The organism is Halopseudomonas sp., assembly GCF_047631575.1.
Classification (GTDB): Bacteria; Pseudomonadota; Gammaproteobacteria; order Pseudomonadales; family Pseudomonadaceae; genus Halopseudomonas.
The window spans coordinates 78888-97057 of sequence record NZ_JBLIAB010000007.1 but is presented as its reverse complement, the minus strand read 5'-3'; the positions used below and the strand labels follow the sequence as shown (position 1 = coordinate 97057).

14 protein-coding genes, 1 other RNA gene and 1 pseudogene are annotated in these 18170 nt (G+C 55.4%); 11 read left to right on the top strand and 5 right to left on the bottom strand.

The features are described from left to right. Positions 1 to 17 precede the first annotated feature (17 nt). Complete coding sequence (locus ACJAXR_RS12985; protein WP_415058694.1) at positions 18 to 1652, top strand: ShlB/FhaC/HecB family hemolysin secretion/activation protein; 1635 nt, start codon at positions 18 to 20, stop codon at positions 1650 to 1652. Between the two features lie 353 nt (positions 1653 to 2005). On the opposite strand, the gene ssrA is transcribed toward ACJAXR_RS12985, so the two are convergent. Both ssrA and smpB read right to left on the bottom strand, forming a co-directional pair. Continuing rightward, positions 2006 to 2393: a transfer-messenger RNA gene (gene ssrA / locus ACJAXR_RS12980) on the bottom strand. A 118-nt stretch (positions 2394 to 2511) separates the two neighbouring features. Then, the gene (gene smpB / locus ACJAXR_RS12975; RefSeq protein ID WP_415058693.1) at positions 2512 to 2994 is read right to left on the bottom strand and encodes an SsrA-binding protein SmpB; all 483 of its coding nucleotides are present in this window, start codon (positions 2992 to 2994) and stop codon (positions 2512 to 2514) included. Positions 2995 to 3104: 110 nt separating this feature from the next. On the opposite strand from smpB, the pseudogene ACJAXR_RS12970 reads away from it, so the two are divergent. From ACJAXR_RS12970 to ACJAXR_RS12960, 3 genes and pseudogenes are all read left to right on the top strand, one after another. Then, positions 3105 to 4285 (top strand): annotated as a pseudogene (locus tag ACJAXR_RS12970) (sodium-dependent transporter). Positions 4286 to 4305: 20 nt separating this feature from the next. Then, entirely contained in the window at positions 4306 to 4740 is a 435-nt protein-coding gene (locus ACJAXR_RS12965; protein WP_415058692.1) for a type II toxin-antitoxin system RatA family toxin, read from the top strand. Between the two features lie 7 nt (positions 4741 to 4747). Beyond that, complete coding sequence (locus tag ACJAXR_RS12960; protein ID WP_415058724.1) at positions 4748 to 5041, top strand: RnfH family protein; 294 nt, start codon at positions 4748 to 4750, stop codon at positions 5039 to 5041. A gap of 24 nt (positions 5042 to 5065) precedes the next feature. On the opposite strand, the gene ACJAXR_RS12955 is transcribed toward ACJAXR_RS12960, so the two are convergent. Next, positions 5066 to 5506, bottom strand: coding sequence for an outer membrane protein assembly factor BamE (locus tag ACJAXR_RS12955; RefSeq protein ID WP_415058691.1), 441 nt, complete (start codon positions 5504 to 5506; stop codon positions 5066 to 5068). A gap of 93 nt (positions 5507 to 5599) precedes the next feature. On the opposite strand from ACJAXR_RS12955, the gene fur reads away from it, so the two are divergent. After that, complete coding sequence (gene fur, locus ACJAXR_RS12950; protein ID WP_415058690.1) at positions 5600 to 6004, top strand: ferric iron uptake transcriptional regulator; 405 nt, start codon at positions 5600 to 5602, stop codon at positions 6002 to 6004. 71 nt (positions 6005 to 6075) lie between these two features. Here the strand turns inward: fur and recN are convergent, their stop codons facing one another. Further along, on the bottom strand, positions 6076 to 7749 hold the full coding sequence (gene recN / locus ACJAXR_RS12945; RefSeq protein ID WP_415058689.1) for a DNA repair protein RecN: 1674 nt from the start codon (positions 7747 to 7749) through the stop codon (positions 6076 to 6078). A 177-nt stretch (positions 7750 to 7926) separates the two neighbouring features. On the opposite strand from recN, the gene grpE reads away from it, so the two are divergent. From grpE to dapB, 4 genes are all read left to right on the top strand, one after another. Further along, positions 7927 to 8505: a nucleotide exchange factor GrpE gene (grpE, locus tag ACJAXR_RS12940; protein WP_415058688.1), complete on the top strand. Its 579-nt coding sequence runs from the start codon at positions 7927 to 7929 to the stop codon at positions 8503 to 8505. A 90-nt stretch (positions 8506 to 8595) separates the two neighbouring features. Next, complete coding sequence (gene dnaK / locus ACJAXR_RS12935; protein ID WP_415058687.1) at positions 8596 to 10518, top strand: molecular chaperone DnaK; 1923 nt, start codon at positions 8596 to 8598, stop codon at positions 10516 to 10518. 132 nt (positions 10519 to 10650) lie between these two features. Continuing rightward, on the top strand, positions 10651 to 11781 hold the full coding sequence (dnaJ, locus tag ACJAXR_RS12930; RefSeq protein WP_415058686.1) for a molecular chaperone DnaJ: 1131 nt from the start codon (positions 10651 to 10653) through the stop codon (positions 11779 to 11781). Between the two features lie 11 nt (positions 11782 to 11792). Continuing rightward, positions 11793 to 12599, top strand: a complete 807-nt coding sequence (gene dapB / locus ACJAXR_RS12925) for a 4-hydroxy-tetrahydrodipicolinate reductase (RefSeq protein ID WP_415058685.1) — start codon at positions 11793 to 11795, stop codon at positions 12597 to 12599. Between the two features lie 84 nt (positions 12600 to 12683). Here the strand turns inward: dapB and ACJAXR_RS12920 are convergent, their stop codons facing one another. After that, a complete protein-coding gene (locus ACJAXR_RS12920) occupies positions 12684 to 13436 on the bottom strand; it encodes a hypothetical protein (protein WP_415058684.1) in 753 nt (250 codons plus the stop codon). Positions 13437 to 13783: 347 nt separating this feature from the next. Here ACJAXR_RS12920 and carA point away from each other — a divergent pair, with 347 nt between their 5' ends. After that, complete coding sequence (gene carA / locus ACJAXR_RS12915; protein ID WP_415058683.1) at positions 13784 to 14920, top strand: glutamine-hydrolyzing carbamoyl-phosphate synthase small subunit; 1137 nt, start codon at positions 13784 to 13786, stop codon at positions 14918 to 14920. Between the two features lie 33 nt (positions 14921 to 14953). Beyond that, the gene (gene carB / locus ACJAXR_RS12910; protein WP_415058682.1) at positions 14954 to 18169 is read left to right on the top strand and encodes a carbamoyl-phosphate synthase large subunit; all 3216 of its coding nucleotides are present in this window, start codon (positions 14954 to 14956) and stop codon (positions 18167 to 18169) included. Position 18170: the final 1 nt, after the last annotated feature.

Genomic DNA, 18170 nt, shown 5'->3' with positions numbered 1-18170 from the left:
ACAACCAGGAATATTGAATGAATTATTGGCGTCTATGTCTGCAGGTGATTTTACTCAGCACGCTCATCCCGAGTGTTCAGGCTCAAACACTCCCGGGGGTGGCTGATCCCGCAGGACGGGAAAGAGAATTGCTGCGCCGGGAGCAGAATCTGCAGGAACGCAGGCAATTGCAGGAGCGTGAAGAGCCGTTGGTTGCTCCTGACGTAATTGAGGCGCCCGATGAGGGGCCTTCATTTGTCCTCAACAGTGTGCGTTTTACCAAATCTGAGTTGCTCTCCGCGCAGGAGCTGAAGTCGATTGTAATGCCCTATCTGGGCCAGCAAACGCGTTTATCTGACCTGAACCGAATGGTTACACAGATCAATACGGCCTATAAGGAAAAAGGCATTTATACGGCCACTGCCCTGCTGCCCAAGCAGGCCGTCACGGACGGTGTTGTGATTGTTCGACTAGTTGAAGGCAAGCTCGGCGAAATGGTTGTTGAGGGCAACAGCTACCTTGCTGAACCCTACGTGCGGGAGTGGGTGCCCTTCGCCGGGGGCAAGACGCTGGTTGATATGAACGCGCTGGAAAGCAATATCCTGGAGTTCAACCGGGTCAACGATGCCCGGTTGCAGGCCGAGTTACGCGCGGGCAAGGACTTTGGTCTAACGGATATTGTCGTGGTGGTTGACGAGCCGCTGCGCAATACAGTGCAGCTGTTTATCGATAACTATGGCTATACCAGCTCCGGTGAGGCGGAGGTGGGCGCGATTTATCGCCGCCAGGGTGTATTCACCGGGAATGACCGGGGGCTGTTGTATGCGCTGGCGTCGGACGGCAACCAGGCGTTCACGGCCATTTATAGCGCGCCAGTGAAGGCCAGCCGGTGGCGGCTTGGTGGCAGCCTTGCCATCAATCAGTCAGAGGTGACCGAGGGTGATTTCAAGGATCTGTCGGTGGAGGGGGACTCCACCAGCATGACGCTCGATGCGTCCTGGCTTGTCATGTCATCCAGTCATTTTTGGCTTAACGCGCTCGGCTCGGCAATGTACTCGAACTCCTCGACCTCGGTGCTTGGAGAGGACATCAGTGACTACACGATCAGCAAGTTGAGTTCTGGCGCTCAATTGACCTGGCTCGGCTCGGGCTGGCAAATATCCGCTCGGCAGCTGGTCGGTTGGGTCAACGCCCAGAATCAGGCCGCCACCGACGGAGACAAGAGCTTTGCGGTGCTGAATGGAGACGCCAGCGCCTATTACCGGCCCGCTCAATCCGATTGGTACGGGCTGATGCAGATGGACTATCAATACACCAATGAGGAAGCGCTTCCAGGCGCTGTAGCCTACTCCATTGGTGGGCCGACATCGGTTCGTGGCTATGCGCCAGGCCTTATCAGCGGTGATTACGGCATCCGGACCAGTCTAGAGACCCACTATAGCGAAATGAGTGCCCTAGGTGGCGATCTCGACCCGTTTGTATTCTATGATTTTGGCACTGTGCTTTCCAAAAATCCCACGCAGACAGCCCAAGCGGCCGGTGTAGGGCTTGGCTGGACAGGAGTTAAGGGCTTTTCGGCTAGCATGACCTATGCAAATGCATTGGACGATATTCTGCCAGACCAAGATGACTGGGTTGTATATGCACGTCTGAGCTGGGAATGGGGTAGGTAGTCGATGCATGCATGATTGCTAGGCAGCTTAAGCAGTTACATGCACTTTCTTTGGCTCTCTAAGGACAACATTTAAAACAAACCCGCTTCGGCGGGTTTTTATTGTTTGGATTTTCAATGACTCAACTATTCAAAACCCTGCAAGCAGGAGGAGTAGTACCGGTGGATTATGGCGTGGTGAAAATGTGAGGGACTGGGTTGCCCTCAATTTCCTTGGCGCTCTCATAGAGTCACTCAAATCGCAGGCAAAAAAAATGTTGCTGAAATGCCGCTGAATCCCACAGGATTCCTCAACACTACTCAGCAACATCTCCCCTCTTTTCTTGCTTTAAACCGCATTATAGAGGGGTTGTTTGGTGGAGCCGGGGGGATTTGAACCCCCGTCCGCCAGTCCTCCACTATCAGTTCTACATGCTTAGCCATCTCAATTAAGTTAACTCCTCACCGCCCGAGTGGCAGGGTGTTTGGAGCGAGTTGTGTAATGTTTAACCGCGTCGTCCACAACGTACTAGGCGGCGATCCTGTTCTATCTGACAATCATTTCGAGTTTACAGACATCCTCTTATGATTGCTGGAGCCGAAGCTACCAGAAGTGCGACTAGGCTGCTTACGCAGCTAGTTGAGCACCGTAATTGTCATCATTGGCAATTATATAGTTTTGCAACAGTGGATTTACGAGTTCTGTTACCAACTCGGCATGCCCTTCAAGCTTTGTAACCGTCGTCGAATCCAAATCGGCCCCAAAACTGATTACCTCATTAATACAGACCCTATCATACTCTAAAGGTTCCGGTTTTGATAGAGTCGACCGTGCTAGAACGGGTATGTCGGGACAGGCGCCGCACGTTGACAGGCACGCATCACCGGCTGTTGTCGCGCACTACTCGCTGTTTCTCTCGGGCCCAGTCGCGCTCCTTCTCGACCTGGCGCTTGTCGAAATCTTTTTTGCCGCGTACCAGTGCAATTTCGCATTTGACCAGATGGCCTTTCCAATAGAGGGCCAGGGGTACGCAGCTGAAGCCCTTCTGCTGCACACCGATCAACAGCTTGTCCAGCTCACGCGTGTTGAGTAGCAATTTGCGGGTACGTGTTGGATCGGCCACAACGTGGGCGCTGGCTGTTTGCAGGGGCGTAATGTGGGCGCCCAGCAGAAAGGCTTCGTTGTTCTTTAGCAGGATGTAGCTATCGACCAATTGCACCTTGCTGGCGCGCAGGCTTTTTACTTCCCAACCGGTAAGTGCCACGCCGGCTTCGAAGCGATCCTCGACAAAATAATCGTGCTTGGCCTTCTTGTTCAGCGCGATGGTGCCGCTGTTGGCCTGGGGTTTCTTTTGATTGCTCATAGGGGTGGCATTATAGAGGGTTGGTATGCCGTTCGGCTATACGGGCCTTGTCCGACTTGATCAAAATCTGGACAATGCCGTTCCTTTTTTCGCCCGGCAAGGGTTCTGCCATGACACAAGACACCGTTTCCATCCATGGCATTTGGGCTAGCCGCTGGGTTTTTATTCTGGCTGCAACCGGATCTGCGGTTGGGTTGGGCAATATATGGAAGTTCCCCTACATGGCCGGGGTATAGGGGGGTGGCGCTTTTGTGCTGGTCTACCTGGTATGTATCGCGCTGATCGGCTTGCCCATCATGCTGGCAGAAACCGTGTTGGCTCGCTGACTGCCGATCCTGTGCGCTTGCTCTTCTGGCACACGCTATTCATGCTGGTGACGGCGTTCATTATTGCCCGGGGCGTGGTGGCGGGCCTGGAGCGCAGTTTGCGCATCATGATGCCGCTGCTGTTTCTATTGCTGCTTATCCTGCTTGGTTACAGTCTGACTACTGGGCACTTCATGTCGGGAGTGAAATTTCTTTTTCACTTTGATCTGCAGAGTGTTCCGGAGGGGATCCTGGCGACCATGGGGCACGCTTTCTTCACGCTGAGTGTGGGCGTGGGATCGATCATGGTCTTTGGCGCCTATATGCCGAAAAAGTCCTCGATCGGCGGGACTATTATTACCGTCGCGTTGCTTGATACAGCGGTAGCCTTGACTGCAGGTCTTGCCTTGTTTCCGATCGTTTTTGCTGCGGGTCTGGAGCCATCGGCCGGACCGGGCCTGATGCTCGTTACACTGCCTATCGCCTTTGGCAATATTGTATTGGGGCAGGTGTTTGGGGTGCTTTTCTTTGTGCTTGTCGCAGTGGCGGCATGGAGTTCTGCAATATCCATGTTGGAGCCGGCGGTTGCTTACTGGGTCGAGCGGAGCGGTTGGACCCGCACGCGGATTACCTGCCTGGTCGCCTTTATTTGTTGGCTGGTGGGGCTGGGCACCGTGTTGTCGTTCAATTTGCTCTCCGAGGCTCGATTCTTTGTAACAGACGCCAGTGGGTGGCACTTCTTTAAATGGGGCGCCGAGGGCGGGCAGACCTTCTTTGAAAGTGTCGACTATGTGACCAGCAGGATCATGTTACCCCTGGGTGGATTGTTGTTTGCGGTGTTCGCTGGCTGGGTGTTGGGGCGCGATGTCTTTCGTGCGGAACTGGCGCTGAGCCATCCCCGACTGTTTCCGGTGGTATATTGCCTGTTACGCTATGTCGCTCCTTTGGGAGTACTGATCGTGTTTGTCACAGAATTGTTCAAGTAACGAGGCTCTATCTACTGCCCATGACGCATATCCAACGCTCGGCCCTGCTGCCCTATCCTGCGCACCGTTTGTACGACCTGGTTAACCGGGTCGAACATTACCCGGAATTTTTGCCCTGGTGCTCGCAGGCGCAGGTGCTGGAGGAAACTGATCTGGAAATGCGTGCACGTTTGACGGTGGCGAAGGCTGGCATGAGTTCGGCATTCACCACGCACAACATTCTGGTGCCCGGTGAACGGATAGAGCTGCGGCTCGAAGACGGACCTTTCAGCGATCTCAAGGGTGTTTGGGAGTTCAAGGCGCTGGGCGAGCAGGCCTGCAAGATTTCACTGGATCTGAACTTTCATTATGCGGGCCCTGTGGTCAAGGCGACGCTTGGGCCCTTGTTCAATCAAGCGGCCAATAATATGGTTGAAGCATTCTGCCGGCGCGCCAAGGAGCTGTACGGTGGTTGATAAGACAATGGTAGTGGAGGTGGCCTATGCGTTACCCCACAAGCAAAAGATACTCAGTTTGAGCGTGAGCGAAGGCGCTACGGTAAGGCAGGCAGTCATCCAGTCGGGGATCGATACCCATTTTCCTGAAGTGGATGTGCAGACATGCGCTGTGGGAGTGTTTGGCAAGGCTGTGACTAAGCCCGAGGAGCGGGTATTGAATTCGGGCGAAAGGATAGAGATTTATCGACCGTTGATTGCTGATCCGAAGGAGATACGCAAGCAGCGCGCCGTTAAAAGTAAGGCGGCTAAAGAGGGCTGAGCAGCCCTCTGCACAGGATTCTGTTTATTCGCCAGTGCCCAGTGGGGCGCCGAGATCGACCGGATAACTTTGCACATCTGCGGAGTTATTGTTGGTGGCCGACTCGCCCATAATTTCCTGTTCACGGCTGGCGCCCGGTACAAAGTCGCCACCCAGGCCGACCAGCAGGTCGTTATCGAACGTCAATACCACGTGTTCCTGTTCCCGCTCCTGGTGGCCTGCCTGCATGCTGTAGAGATAGTCCCAGCGTTCCGGGTGGAAGGTGTCCTGGACCAGCGGCGTGCCCATGATGAAACGGACCTGCCGAGTCGTCATGCCGGGGCGTAGCTGATTGACCATTTCCTGCGTTACTACATTGCCTTGCTGTACATCAATCTTGTAAACCCCGGGGAAGCTGCAGCCGGCAAGGCTTAGCGCGGAGGCACACAAGAGGATACAGAGGATTCGGTATAAGCTGTTTGGCATGACGTGTTAAGATCCATTATCGTGAAGCGGCTCAATAGTCGTGAATCATACCCGACTGATCCCCCTCTGCGAAGCGCTGAGCGAGAAACTGACATGGTTGAAAATCAAGAACTCCGAAAAGCCGGCCTGAAAGTCACCCTGCCGCGCGTCAAGATCCTGCAGATTCTGGACAGTTCACCGGAACGGCACATGAGCGCCGAAGATGTATACAAGGCGCTGATGGAAGCGGGCGAAGATGTAGGGCTAGCAACAGTATACCGAGTGCTTACCCAGTTCGAGACTGCCGGCCTGGTCGAGCGTCACAATTTTGATGGTGGCCACGCCGTTTTTGAACTGGCCGATACCGATCACCACGACCATATGGTCTGCGTGGACACGGGTGAAGTGGTCGAGTTTTTCGATGCCGAGATCGAGCGCCGTCAGCGGGAGATAGTCAAAGAACATGGTTTTGAGATGGTCGATCACAACCTAGTGCTTTATGTAAAAAGAGCCAAGTAATTTTCAGGTAGAAAAAAGCCAGGCCTCGTGCCTGGCTTTTTTTGGCTTTTTTTGGCTTATTGCTGCGCCGTTTAATGCGCTACCGACATCAACTTGCGTGCGTGGGCCAGGGATTCTTCGGTCATATCCACGCCCCCAAGCATGCGTGCTATTTCTTGCACTCGGCCTTCCTGGCTGAGGTGGTCAATACGTGTGCTGGTGGATTCGTCGGTCTGCTCCTTGCGCACGAATAGATGTTGATGGCCGTGGGCTGCGACCTGAGGAAGGTGTGTCACGGTCAAAACCTGACCACTGCTACCCAGCTTGCGCAGCATGCTGCCAACGATTTCTGCTGTGGGACCACCAATGCCAACGTCGACTTCATCGAACACTAGGGTTGGTACCCGCGAAGTTTGAGCAGTAGTGACCTGAATGCCCAAGCTGATGCGCGACAGCTCGCCGCCCGAAGCGACTTTCGCCAGGGGCTTGGGGGGTTGGCCGGGGTTGGCGCTGATCAGCAGTTCTACTGATTCCTGGCCATGGGGCATAAACGCTTGTGGGTCATTGGGCTGTAGCTGGATCTTTACCTGCCCGCCGGGCATGCCCAGCTGCTGGATCTGACGAGTGACTTCTTCACCCAGACTGATGGCGGCTGTGTGCCGAACAGCGCTGAGCTCCGCGGCTAATTGCCGGTAATGCTCGCGAAACGCTTCGAGCTCTTCAGTGAGGCGTTCGGCATCCAGGTCCTGCTGCTGCATGCTTTCCAGTTCGTCGATCAGTTTTTGTTGCAATGCCGTCAGCTCATCTGGATTGACGCGGTGCTTGCGCGCCAGATCATGGATAAATCCGAGGCGCTCTTCCACCTGCAGCTGGCGCTCTGGGTCCGCCTCGAAGTGGTCGAGGTAGCGGGTCAGTTCGCCGACGGCCTCCTCAATCTGGATCTGCGCGCTGGCGAGCATGCCATTTGCCTCTTCCAGGCTGTGGTGGTTGTTTTTGAACGCGGCGAGGCGCTGCTGGCTGGCAGTCAGGGCTTGCAACACGCTGCCGCTGTCGTTCTCGCTGCACAAGTTGATCACCTGTTGGCAGGACTGCATGATCTGCTCGGCATTCGCCAACTGGCGCTGGTCATTCTCGAGCTCCTGGATCTCTCCTTCTTGCAGGCTGAGGTTGTCCAGCTCTTCAAGTTGATAGGTTAGCAACTGGAGTCGCGAGCTTTGCTCTTCGCCCTTCTGGCTGGCTCTGTGCAATGCCTGTTCGGTCTGTTTGCAGCGTTGTGCCGCCAGTTGCACCTGGCGTGACAGCTCGCGGCTGCCGGCGTAATCGTCCAGCAGGCGGCGATGGGTGTCGGGTTTGAGCAGTGACTGATGCTCGTGCTGGTTGTGAATATCGATCAGCATGCCGCCCAGTGCTTTCAGGTCTTGTTGCGGGCAAGGACTGCCGTTGATATAGCCTCGCGAACGGCCTTCAGCGGTGATTACGCGGCGCAGAATAACCTGTTGATCCTCACTCGCCAGGTCGCGCTCGGCAAGCCAGGCAGTTGCCTCCGGAATCTTGCTGATATCGAAGGTGGCAAGGATATCGGCTTTATCGGTACCCGGGCGGACAGCACCGCTGTCGGCCCGGTCGCCCAGGGTCAGCGATAGGGCGTCGAGCATGATTGATTTGCCGGCACCGGTCTCGCCGGTGATCGCGGTCATGCCACCGCCGATTTCCAGTTCGAGGTGATCGACGATGGCGTAATTGTTCACCGCCAAGTGTACCAGCATGGTTGCATTCCCCAAAGAGTTAGTCTGGTTATTTATACAGTAGTTTTCCGCTTATCTACAAGTTCTGCGCAGCGGGTCGGGTTCTGCCCCTTGAAGCTGCACCGAAAGACCCCATATATGGTGCTGATACCAGCCAACGGGCGTTCGCACGTCCCGCAGTGAGAACAGGAGACACAGATGGTAGACGAACACAGACAGGATCCGAATGGTGCCGAGGGAGCTGAAGACGTGCTTTCTACCGGGCCTTCCGAGGATATGGCTGCGCGGCTCGACGTCCTTGAGGAGGAGTTGGCTGCTGCGAAGGATCAGGCTCTCAGAGCTGCTGCGGATGTACAGAATGCGCGTCGGCGCTCGGAGCAGGAGGTTGAGAAAGCGCACAAGTTCGCCTTGGAACGCTTCGCCAATGACCTGCTGCCCGTACTCGAAAGCCTGGAGCGGGGCGTTGAGCTGGCGGATCCGGAAGATCCGGCAATCAAGCCGATGCGAGATGGTATGGAGCTGACGCTGAAAATGTTCAGCGAAACCCTCGCACGCTTCCAGATTGTAGCGGTTGATCCGCACGGTGAACCCTTCAATCCAGAGTTGCACCAGGCGATGGCCATGGAAGAGCGCGATAGCATCGAGCCTAACACCGTGATTCGCGTGTTCCAGAAAGGTTACACGCTGAGCGGCCGGCTTTTGCGCCCGGCAATGGTCGTGGTGAGCAAGACCCCCACAGACAAACCTGACTCGCCCTCGATTGACGAGCAGGCTTGAAATTGATTTGAGTGACCCCCATCAAGGGTGCATAGACAGACCAACCCCTGCCGCCGGTAACCCGCGGCAAGCTGAACCGGAGACTTATACATGGGCAAGATTATCGGTATCGACCTCGGGACCACCAACTCCTGCGTAGCAGTGATGGAAAACGGTGTGGCCAAGGTAATTGAAAACTCGGAAGGTGCGCGCACTACACCCTCCATCGTTGCATACACCAATGACGGCGAGACACTGGTTGGCCAATCAGCCAAGCGCCAGTCGGTGACTAATCCGCAGAACACGCTCAATGCGGTCAAGCGTCTGATCGGTCGCCGCTTTGAAGAAGAAGTTGTACAGAAAGACATCAAACTGGTTCCTTACAAGATCGTCAAGGCTGACAACGGTGATGCCTGGGTTGAAGTGAAGGGCGAAAAGATTGCACCGCCGCAGATTTCGGCCGAAGTGCTGAAGAAAATGAAGAAGACTGCCGAGGACTATTTGGGTGAGGCAGTGACTGAAGCGGTTATCACCGTTCCGGCCTACTTCAACGATAGCCAGCGTCAGGCAACCAAGGACGCGGGCCGTATTGCGGGTCTGGACGTTAAGCGGATCATCAACGAGCCGACTGCCGCAGCACTGGCTTACGGTATGGACAAATCCCGTGGTGATTCCACTATTGTGGTGTATGACCTGGGCGGCGGTACGTTTGACATCTCCGTAATCGAGATCGCCGAAGTCGATGGCGAGCACCAGTTCGAAGTGCTGGCGACCAACGGTGACACCTTCCTGGGTGGCGAAGATTTCGATATGCGTCTGATCGATTATTTGGCTGATGAATTCAAGAAAGAAAACGGTATCGACCTGCATACCGATCCGCTGGCACTGCAGCGTTTGAAAGAAGCTGCCGAAAAAGCCAAGATCGAGCTGTCCTCGAGCAACCAGACTGACGTCAATCTGCCGTATATTACTGCTGATGCGACCGGTCCCAAGCACCTGAACGTCAAGGTGACCCGGGCCAAGCTGGAGTCGTTGGTAGAAGAGTTGGTCAAGCGCAGTATCGAGCCTTGCCGTGTGGCCATGAAGGATGCTGGTCTGGACGTTTCCGAGATCAATGATGTGATCCTGGTCGGTGGTCAGACCCGTATGCCGCTGGTACAGAAGACCGTAGCCGAGTTCTTTGGCAAAGAGCCGCGCAAGGATGTCAACGCTGATGAAGCGGTTGCCGTGGGCGCTGCGATTCAGGGTGCCGTACTGGCCGGTGACGTGAAAGACGTTCTGCTGCTCGACGTGACCCCGCTGTCGCTGGGTATCGAAACCATGGGCGGCGTCATGACCACGCTGATCGAGAAGAACACGACTATCCCGACCAAAAAGTCGCAGGTGTTCTCGACCGCAGACGACAATCAGACTGCGGTGACCATCCACGTGATGCAGGGCGAGCGCAAGCAAGCCACACAGAACAAGTCGCTGGGCCGCTTCGATCTGGCTGATATCCCGCCTGCACCCCGCGGTGTACCGCAGGTTGAAGTGAGCTTTGACCTGGATGCCAACGGTATTCTCAACGTATCGGCGAAGGACAAGGCGACTGGCAAGCAGCAGTCGATCATCATCAAGGCCTCCTCGGGTCTAAGCGATGAAGAGATTGATCAGATGGTGCGTGATGCCGAAGCCAACGTTGAAGAGGATCGCAAGTTCGAAGAACTGGTGACCACGCGCAACCAAGCTGACCAGTTGGTCCATGCGACGCGCAAGACTCTGACCGAAGCGGGTGACAAGGCCACCGAGGAAGAGAAAACCGCAATAGAATCTGCGCTGTCAGATATTGAAGTGGCCATCAAGAGCGATGACAAAGCGGAGATCGAAGCCAAGATCAATGCACTGTCTGAAGCGTCCGCGCCGCTGGTACAGAAAATGTACGCCGAGCAGGCCCAGGCTGATCAGGGTGGGGAAGCCCAGGCCGACAGTCAGCAGGATGCTGGCGATGACGTGGTGGATGCCGAGTTCGAAGAAGTGAAAGACAACAAGAAGTAAGTCTTTCAGCGTCAGGTAGTCACTCGCATTAGAGCGCGTGACATACCATTGCAAGGCAACGCGGGAGCTCATCCCGCGTTGCTGTTTGTGTAACAGGGGCAAACAAACGCCCCGGTAAAGGAAATTTAAACGATGGCCAAGCGTGATTTTTATGAGGTGCTGGGTGTCGAGCGCGGCGCTAGCGATGCGGAGCTGAAAAAAGCCTATCGCAGACTGGCAATGAAATACCATCCCGACCGCAACCCGGACGACGAAGGGGCGATCGAGAAGTTCAAGGAAGCTAACGAAGCATACGAAGTGCTGACCGACGGGCAGAAGCGTGCGGCTTATGATCAGTATGGTCATGCCGGCGTAGATCCGAGTATGGGTGGCGGTGCCGGTGCTGGCGGTAACTTCTCCGATATTTTCGGTGACGTATTCGGCGATATCTTCGGCGGAGGAGGTGGTGGCAGGGGTCGTTCCAGCGTGCAGCGTGGTAGCGATTTGCGTTACACGCTTGAACTGGATCTTGAAGAAGCTGTGCGCGGTACGACCGTGACTATTCGTGTACCCGCCCTGGTCGAATGTAGTCCATGCAGCGGTAGCGGTGCTAAGAAGGGCAGCAGCCCTGTGACTTGCACCACCTGCGGTGGACACGGTCAGGTGCGTATGCAGCAGGGTTTCTTCTCTGTGCAGCAAACCTGCCCCCGTTGCCACGGCACAGGTAAAATGATTACCGATCCGTGCAGGGAATGCCAGGGTCAGGGTCGCGTCGAAGAGCAGAAGACGTTGTCGGTCAAGGTGCCTGCGGGAGTCGACACCGGTGATCGTATTCGTCTTGCCGGTGAGGGTGAAGCTGGCGTCAACGGTGGTCCTGCGGGTGATCTGTACGTGGTGGTATCGGTACGAGAGCACAAGATATTTGAACGTGATGGCAAGAATCTGTTCTGCGAAGTACCGATCAGTTTTGCTGATGCAGCGCTGGGTGGTGAGCTGGAAGTGCCGACACTCGATGGTCGCGTCAAGCTCAAGATTCCAGATGGCACGCAGACTGGCAAATTGTTCCGCTTGCGAGGCAAGGGTGTAACGCCAGTTCGCGGTGGCTCGCCCGGAGATCTGTTGTGCCGCGTTGTAATTGAGACGCCGGTGAACCTGACCAAGCATCAGCGCGAATTGATTCAGGAATTACGCGAAACCTTGCAGGAAGAAGGTTCCAATCAATCGCCACGGGCCAAAAGCTGGTTTGATGGCGTGAAGAACTTTTTTGAAGACATGAAATTCTGAGCGGAGCCGGCATGAAAAAAATAGCGGTGATTGGCGCCGCCGGGCGCATGGGTAAAACGCTGATTGAGGCGGTAAGCCTGGCTGAAGGGTCGCAGCTGACCGCGGCCATTGAGCGGCCTGACAGTTCCTTGGTAGGTGCTGATGCTGGCGAACTGGCAGGTGTTGGGCGCAATGGCGTCACCATAGCCGGAAATCTGCAAGAGGTGCTTGGTGATTTCGATGTACTGATCGACTTCACCCATCCGACCAGTACTCTGGCCAACCTGGCGTTGTGTCGCGGCGCCGGCAAGTCGATGGTCATCGGCACTACCGGCTTTAGCGATGCCGAAAAGCAATTGTTGCTCGAAGCTGGTCAGGATATTTCTATCGTCTTTGCACCTAACTTCAGTGTTGGCGTCAATCTTTGCCTCAAGCTGCTGGATATGGCCGCCCGGGTCATGGGTGATGATGCGGATATTGAAATCATCGAAGCGCATCATCGGCACAAGGTCGATTCGCCCTCGGGTACCGCGTTGCGCATGGGCGAAGTGGTGGCCCATGCGCTGGGTCGCGATCTCGGCAAGGTGGCAGTATACGGTCGCGAGGGTCAGACAGGTGCTCGTGAGCACGATACCATTGGCTTTGCCACGGTACGGGCGGGTGATGTGGTGGGCGATCACACGGTGTTGTTTGCTACCGAAGGCGAGCGTGTCGAGATCACCCACAAAGCCTCAAGTCGTATGACTTTTGCCAAGGGCGCGGTACGTTCTGCCCTGTGGCTGCATGGCCGATCTGCCGGTTTGTACGATATGCAGGATGTGTTGTCGCTCAAGGACTGATAAGCGCTGAGACGTAAAAAAGGGCGAAGATTTTAATCTTCGCCCTTTTTTTGAATACGTTGGTTGTGATCGGCCCGTGATCGCCTAGGTTTCTATTTGCTCGCGGGCCATCTTGTTCAAGGTTTCAATGTTACGTTGCAAATAAAACGCCGCAATGGTTGGTACCCAGTCATATAAAGGGTTTTGCAGCCGTGGCTGAACGAACTGGTATTGCTTTTCCATCCGGGAAAAGGCGCCAGACTGATCAGGATAAAGTTTTTTAAGCTGTTCGGAGCGGGCAACAATGCTTTGGTCCAGCGTTTCGAAAAGGCCTTCCTTGTTTACCAGAAAGTAAACGCCGATCGAACTGAACATGTTGTTTTGGTATAGCGTCAGGATCTGGCTGGTTTCCAGGCTCTGTTGATGTAATGTCAGCAAGTCATCGCTTGCCGCGCCTTTCAGCTCTTCGTACATCGCCGCTGTTGCCTCATCAAGGGCTCCATGTGCCTTCATGATGCGGTTGACCGTGGCCAGCCCGTAATGGGCTTCTTCCCCAGGCAGTGCTTCAAGCTCGCGAATCAGATCGACGAATGTATCAAACGGCACTCGCAGTTGAGGCGGGCTATCCATTTGACGCAGTAGATTTTCCATTCGCGACAGAGCTTCGCGATAGCTCTCCCGATTGCCGGGCTCGCGAACGCGTTCAAACAGGTTGTTATCGATCAGCAGGTAGGTGCCGACGGTGTAACCCTCGCTGCGAAATTCGTGCACGGTTTGCAGTTGCTGGAGATTAGCGTGAGCCAGAGGTGCCAGGCACAGCAGAGTAAGTGCAATCAATCCTTTCAGGCGCAATAACATGGTGTATTCCCCGAATCCTTTTTTGTTGTTCTAGACCATTCGCTCCCAGGGACTGCCCTGATCGTGGGTAAGGCAGACTTGAACGATGGGGCGTGGCCGGCAGAGGGCTTTCCAATTCACTTTTTAACACAGTTCCCTGATATGTGGAACATGGCGCCTGATGACGCGCTTATACAAGCCCGTATACGCTGGATATTCTCTGGGCAAGTCGTTACAATTGCGCGCTAATCTGTGTATACAGCGCGCATCTGACAATGCATTGCGGCGGGATGAAGTGTCACGCACTCCATTCCCGCTTTTGTGCAGCCCGCGTTTGGTAAAATGTGTCAGCCCTATCGGAGGTTTTCTTGTCCAAGCCAGCCATTCTCGCCCTTGCCGACGGAAGTATTTTCCGTGGTGAGGCCATCGGCGCCGACGGTTATTGTGTTGGTGAGGTCGTCTTCAACACGGCCATGACCGGTTATCAGGAGATCCTCACCGATCCTTCCTACGCCCGCCAGATTGTTACCCTCACTTATCCGCACGTTGGTAATACAGGTACCACGCCGGAAGATGCAGAGTCCGATCGTGTTCAGGCCGCCGGTTTGGTGATTCGTGATTTGCCACTGCTGGCCAGCAGCTGGCGTAACAAACAGCCGTTGGGCGCCTACCTTCGCGACAACAATGTGGTGGCGATTGCCGGCATTGATACCCGTCGCCTGACGCGCATCCTGCGTGAGAAGGGATCACAGAACGGTTGCATCCTCGCCGGTGAAAACATTACTGACGAGCAGGCGCTGGAGCTGGCGAGAAGCTTCCCCGGTCTGAAGGGGATGGATCTGGCCAAGGAAGTCAGCGTCAAGCAGGCTTACCAATGGCGCTCGAGTGTTTGGGATCTGGCCACTGACAGCCACCCTGAAATCGCCGATGCAGATTTGCCCTATCACGTGGTGGCCTATGACTACGGTGTGAAGTACAACATTCTGCGCATGCTGGTCGCCCGTGGTTGCCGCCTGACTGTTGTGCCAGCGCAAACGCCGGCCTCTGAGGTTTTAGCCATGCAACCCGATGGTGTGTTTTTGGCTAACGGCCCCGGTGATCCCGAGCCTTGTGATTACGCCATCCAGGCGATTCGTGACGTGCTTGAAACCGATATCCCCGTCTTTGGTATCTGCCTGGGTCATCAGTTGCTGGCGCTGGCCTCCGGGGCGAAGACAGTAAAGATGGGTCACGGCCACCACGGCGCCAATCACCCTGTGCAGGATCTGGATACCGGCGTGGTGATGATTACCAGTCAGAATCATGGTTTTGCGGTTGACGAAGCATCCCTACCAGCCAATTTACGGGTGACGCATAAATCGCTGTTTGACGGCACATTGCAGGGCTTCGAACGCACTGACAAGCAGGCCTTTAGCTTTCAGGGTCACCCCGAAGCGAGCCCTGGCCCGCACGATGTCGAGCCCCTGTTTGACCGTTTCATCGAAGCTATGGCCAAAAGCCGCTGAGCCGCCGGTACCCCCAAGGATTTGTAGACGACTATGCCAAAACGTACAGACATTAAAAGTATTCTGATCCTCGGCGCTGGCCCCATCGTGATTGGTCAGGCTTGCGAGTTCGATTATTCCGGCGCCCAGGCGTGTAAGGCGCTAATGGAAGAGGGGTTCCGCGTCATTCTGGTGAACTCTAACCCAGCCACGATCATGACCGACCCGTCCATGGCCGATGCGACTTATATCGAGCCAATTAAGTGGCAGACAGTCGAGAAGATCATCGCCAAGGAGCGTCCGGATGCGGTGTTGCCGACCATGGGTGGCCAGACGGCACTGAATTGCGCGCTCGATCTGGAAAAGCACGGCGTACTGGAAAAATACAATGTTGAAATGATAGGTGCCAATGCTGACACCATCGACAAAGCGGAAGATCGTTCGCGCTTTGACAAAGCGATGAAGTCAATCGGTCTGGACTGCCCGGTGTCGGGTATTGCTCACGACATGCAGGAAGCCTATAAGGTCCTTGATAAAGTGGGCTTCCCGTGCATTATTCGTCCGTCTTTCACTATGGGCGGCACGGGTGGCGGTATTGCTTATAACCGCGAAGAGTTCGAGGAAATCTGCAACCGCGGACTGGATCTGTCGCCGACCAAGGAATTGCTGATCGACGAGTCGCTGATCGGTTGGAAAGAATATGAAATGGAAGTGGTGCGCGACAAGAATGATAATTGCATTATTGTCTGCGCGATCGAAAACTTTGATCCGATGGGTGTGCACACCGGTGACTCTATTACTGTAGCGCCGGCCCAGACGCTGACCGATAAAGAATACCAAATCATGCGTAACGCCTCACTGGCAGTACTGCGTGAGATCGGTGTAGAAACCGGTGGTTCCAACGTTCAGTTCGGCATCAATCCGGTCGACGGTCGCATGGTCGTGATCGAGATGAATCCTCGGGTATCGCGCTCTTCGGCGCTGGCTTCCAAGGCGACCGGCTTTCCCATCGCCAAGATCGCTGCCAAGCTGGCTGTGGGTTATACCCTGGACGAGCTGCAGAATGATATTACCGGCGGCCGAACACCCGCGTCTTTTGAGCCGTCGATCGATTACGTGGTTACTAAAATCCCGCGTTTTGCTTTTGAGAAATTCCCTAGCGCCGATGCGCGTCTGACCACCCAGATGAAATCCGTCGGCGAGGTCATGGCTATCGGGCGCACATTCCAGGAATCGCTGCAGAAAGCCCTGCGTGGGCTGGAAGTGGGTGTCAGCGGCCTCGATCCCAAGCTGGATATGGCGGCTACCGATGCCAAGACCGACCTGATCCGTGAGTTGACTGTGCCAGGTGCAGACCGTATCTGGTACGTCGCTGATGCCTTTCGTTTTGGTATGAGCATGGAAGAGATTTTTGAGCTGACCAAGATCGACCCCTGGTTCCTGGTGCAGATCGAAGATCTGATCAAGGACGAGGAGCGCATCAAGACGTTGGGGCTAGTAGATGTGGATCGCGATCTCATGTACCGCCTCAAGCGCAAGGGTTTCTCGGATATCCGCCTGGCGGATCTGCTCAGTGTCAGCGAGAAAACTCTGCGCAGCTTGCGTCACAAGCTCAAGGTGTATCCGGTCTACAAGCGCGTGGATACGTGCGCTGCGGAGTTTGCAACCGACACCGCCTATATGTATTCGACCTATGAGGAAGAATGCGAAGCCAATCCCACCAGTCGGGACAAGATTATGGTGTTGGGCGGCGGGCCTAACCGGATTGGTCAGGGCATTGAGTTCGACTATTGCTGCGTGCATGCCGCATTGGCAATGCGTGAAGACGGCTACGAGACCATCATGGTCAACTGCAACCCGGAAACGGTATCCACCGATTACGATACGTCCGACCGTCTGTACTTTGAGCCGGTCACGCTGGAAGACGTACTGGAAATCGTCCGGGTTGAACAACCCAAGGGTGTGATCGTGCAGTATGGCGGTCAAACGCCGCTAAAGTTGGCGCGTGCGCTGGAAGAAGCCGGTGTACCTATCATCGGTACCAGTCCGGAAGCGATCGACCGGGCGGAAGATCGCGAACGCTTCCAACAGATGGTCGAGCGTCTCAATCTGTTGCAGCCGCCTAACGCGACGGTGCGCAGTGAAGAAGAAGCCATCCGTGCGGCCGGCAAGATCGGTTACCCGCTAGTGGTGCGTCCGTCCTACGTGCTGGGCGGCCGGGCGATGGAAATTGTCTATCAAGAAGAAGAGCTCAAGCGTTACCTGCGCGATGCGGTGAAAGTTTCCAACGACAGTCCGGTGCTGTTGGATCACTTTCTTAACTGCGCCATCGAAGTGGATATCGACGCTGTGTGCGACGGTACCGACGTAGTCATCGGTGCGATCATGCAGCATATTGAGCAGGCTGGCGTGCACTCTGGCGACTCCGCCTGCTCGTTGCCGCCATACTCGCTGCCAGCCAACATCCAGGATGAGATTCGTGATCAAGTGGCCAAGATGGCACTCGAGCTGGGTGTGGTCGGGCTGATGAACGTGCAGATGGCCGTTCAGGGCGAGAAAATCTATATCATCGAGGTTAACCCGCGCGCCTCACGCACAGTGCCGTTCGTCTCTAAATGCATCGGCCAGTCACTGGCCAAGATTGCCGCGCGGGTCATGGCTGGCAAGACACTCAAGGAAGTGGGCTTTACCCAAGAAGTAGTGCCGACCTACTTCAGCGTTAAGGAGGCGGTATTCCCATTCTCCAAGTTCCCGGGTGTCGATCCGATTCTCGGGCCGGAAATGAAATCCACCGGTGAAGTCATGGGTGTGGGTGATAGCTTCCCTGAAGCCTTTGCCAAAGCCATGGTGGGTGCGGGTGAGACGCTGCCAAGCGGCGGCTGTGCTTTTATCAGCGTACGCGAAGACGATAAGCCATTCGTTGTCGACGTAGCGCGCGCGCTGATCGAGCTGGGCTTTGAAGTGGTCGCGACCAGCGGTACGGCCAAAGTGATTGCAGCTGCCGGGCTGAATGTGCGCCGGGTCAATAAGGTGACTGAAGGCCGGCCGCATATTGTCGACATGATCAAGAATGACGAAATCAGCCTGGTGATCAACACCACTGAAGGCCGTCAGTCGATGGCCGATTCTTACTCAATCCGCCGCAACGCGCTGCAGCACAAAGTGTGTTCTACCACGACGCTGGCAGGTGGCGAAGCTATCTGTATGGCATTGAAATTTGGTCCGGAGAAGACGGTTCGTCGTCTTCAGGACTTGCACGCAGGAATTTGAA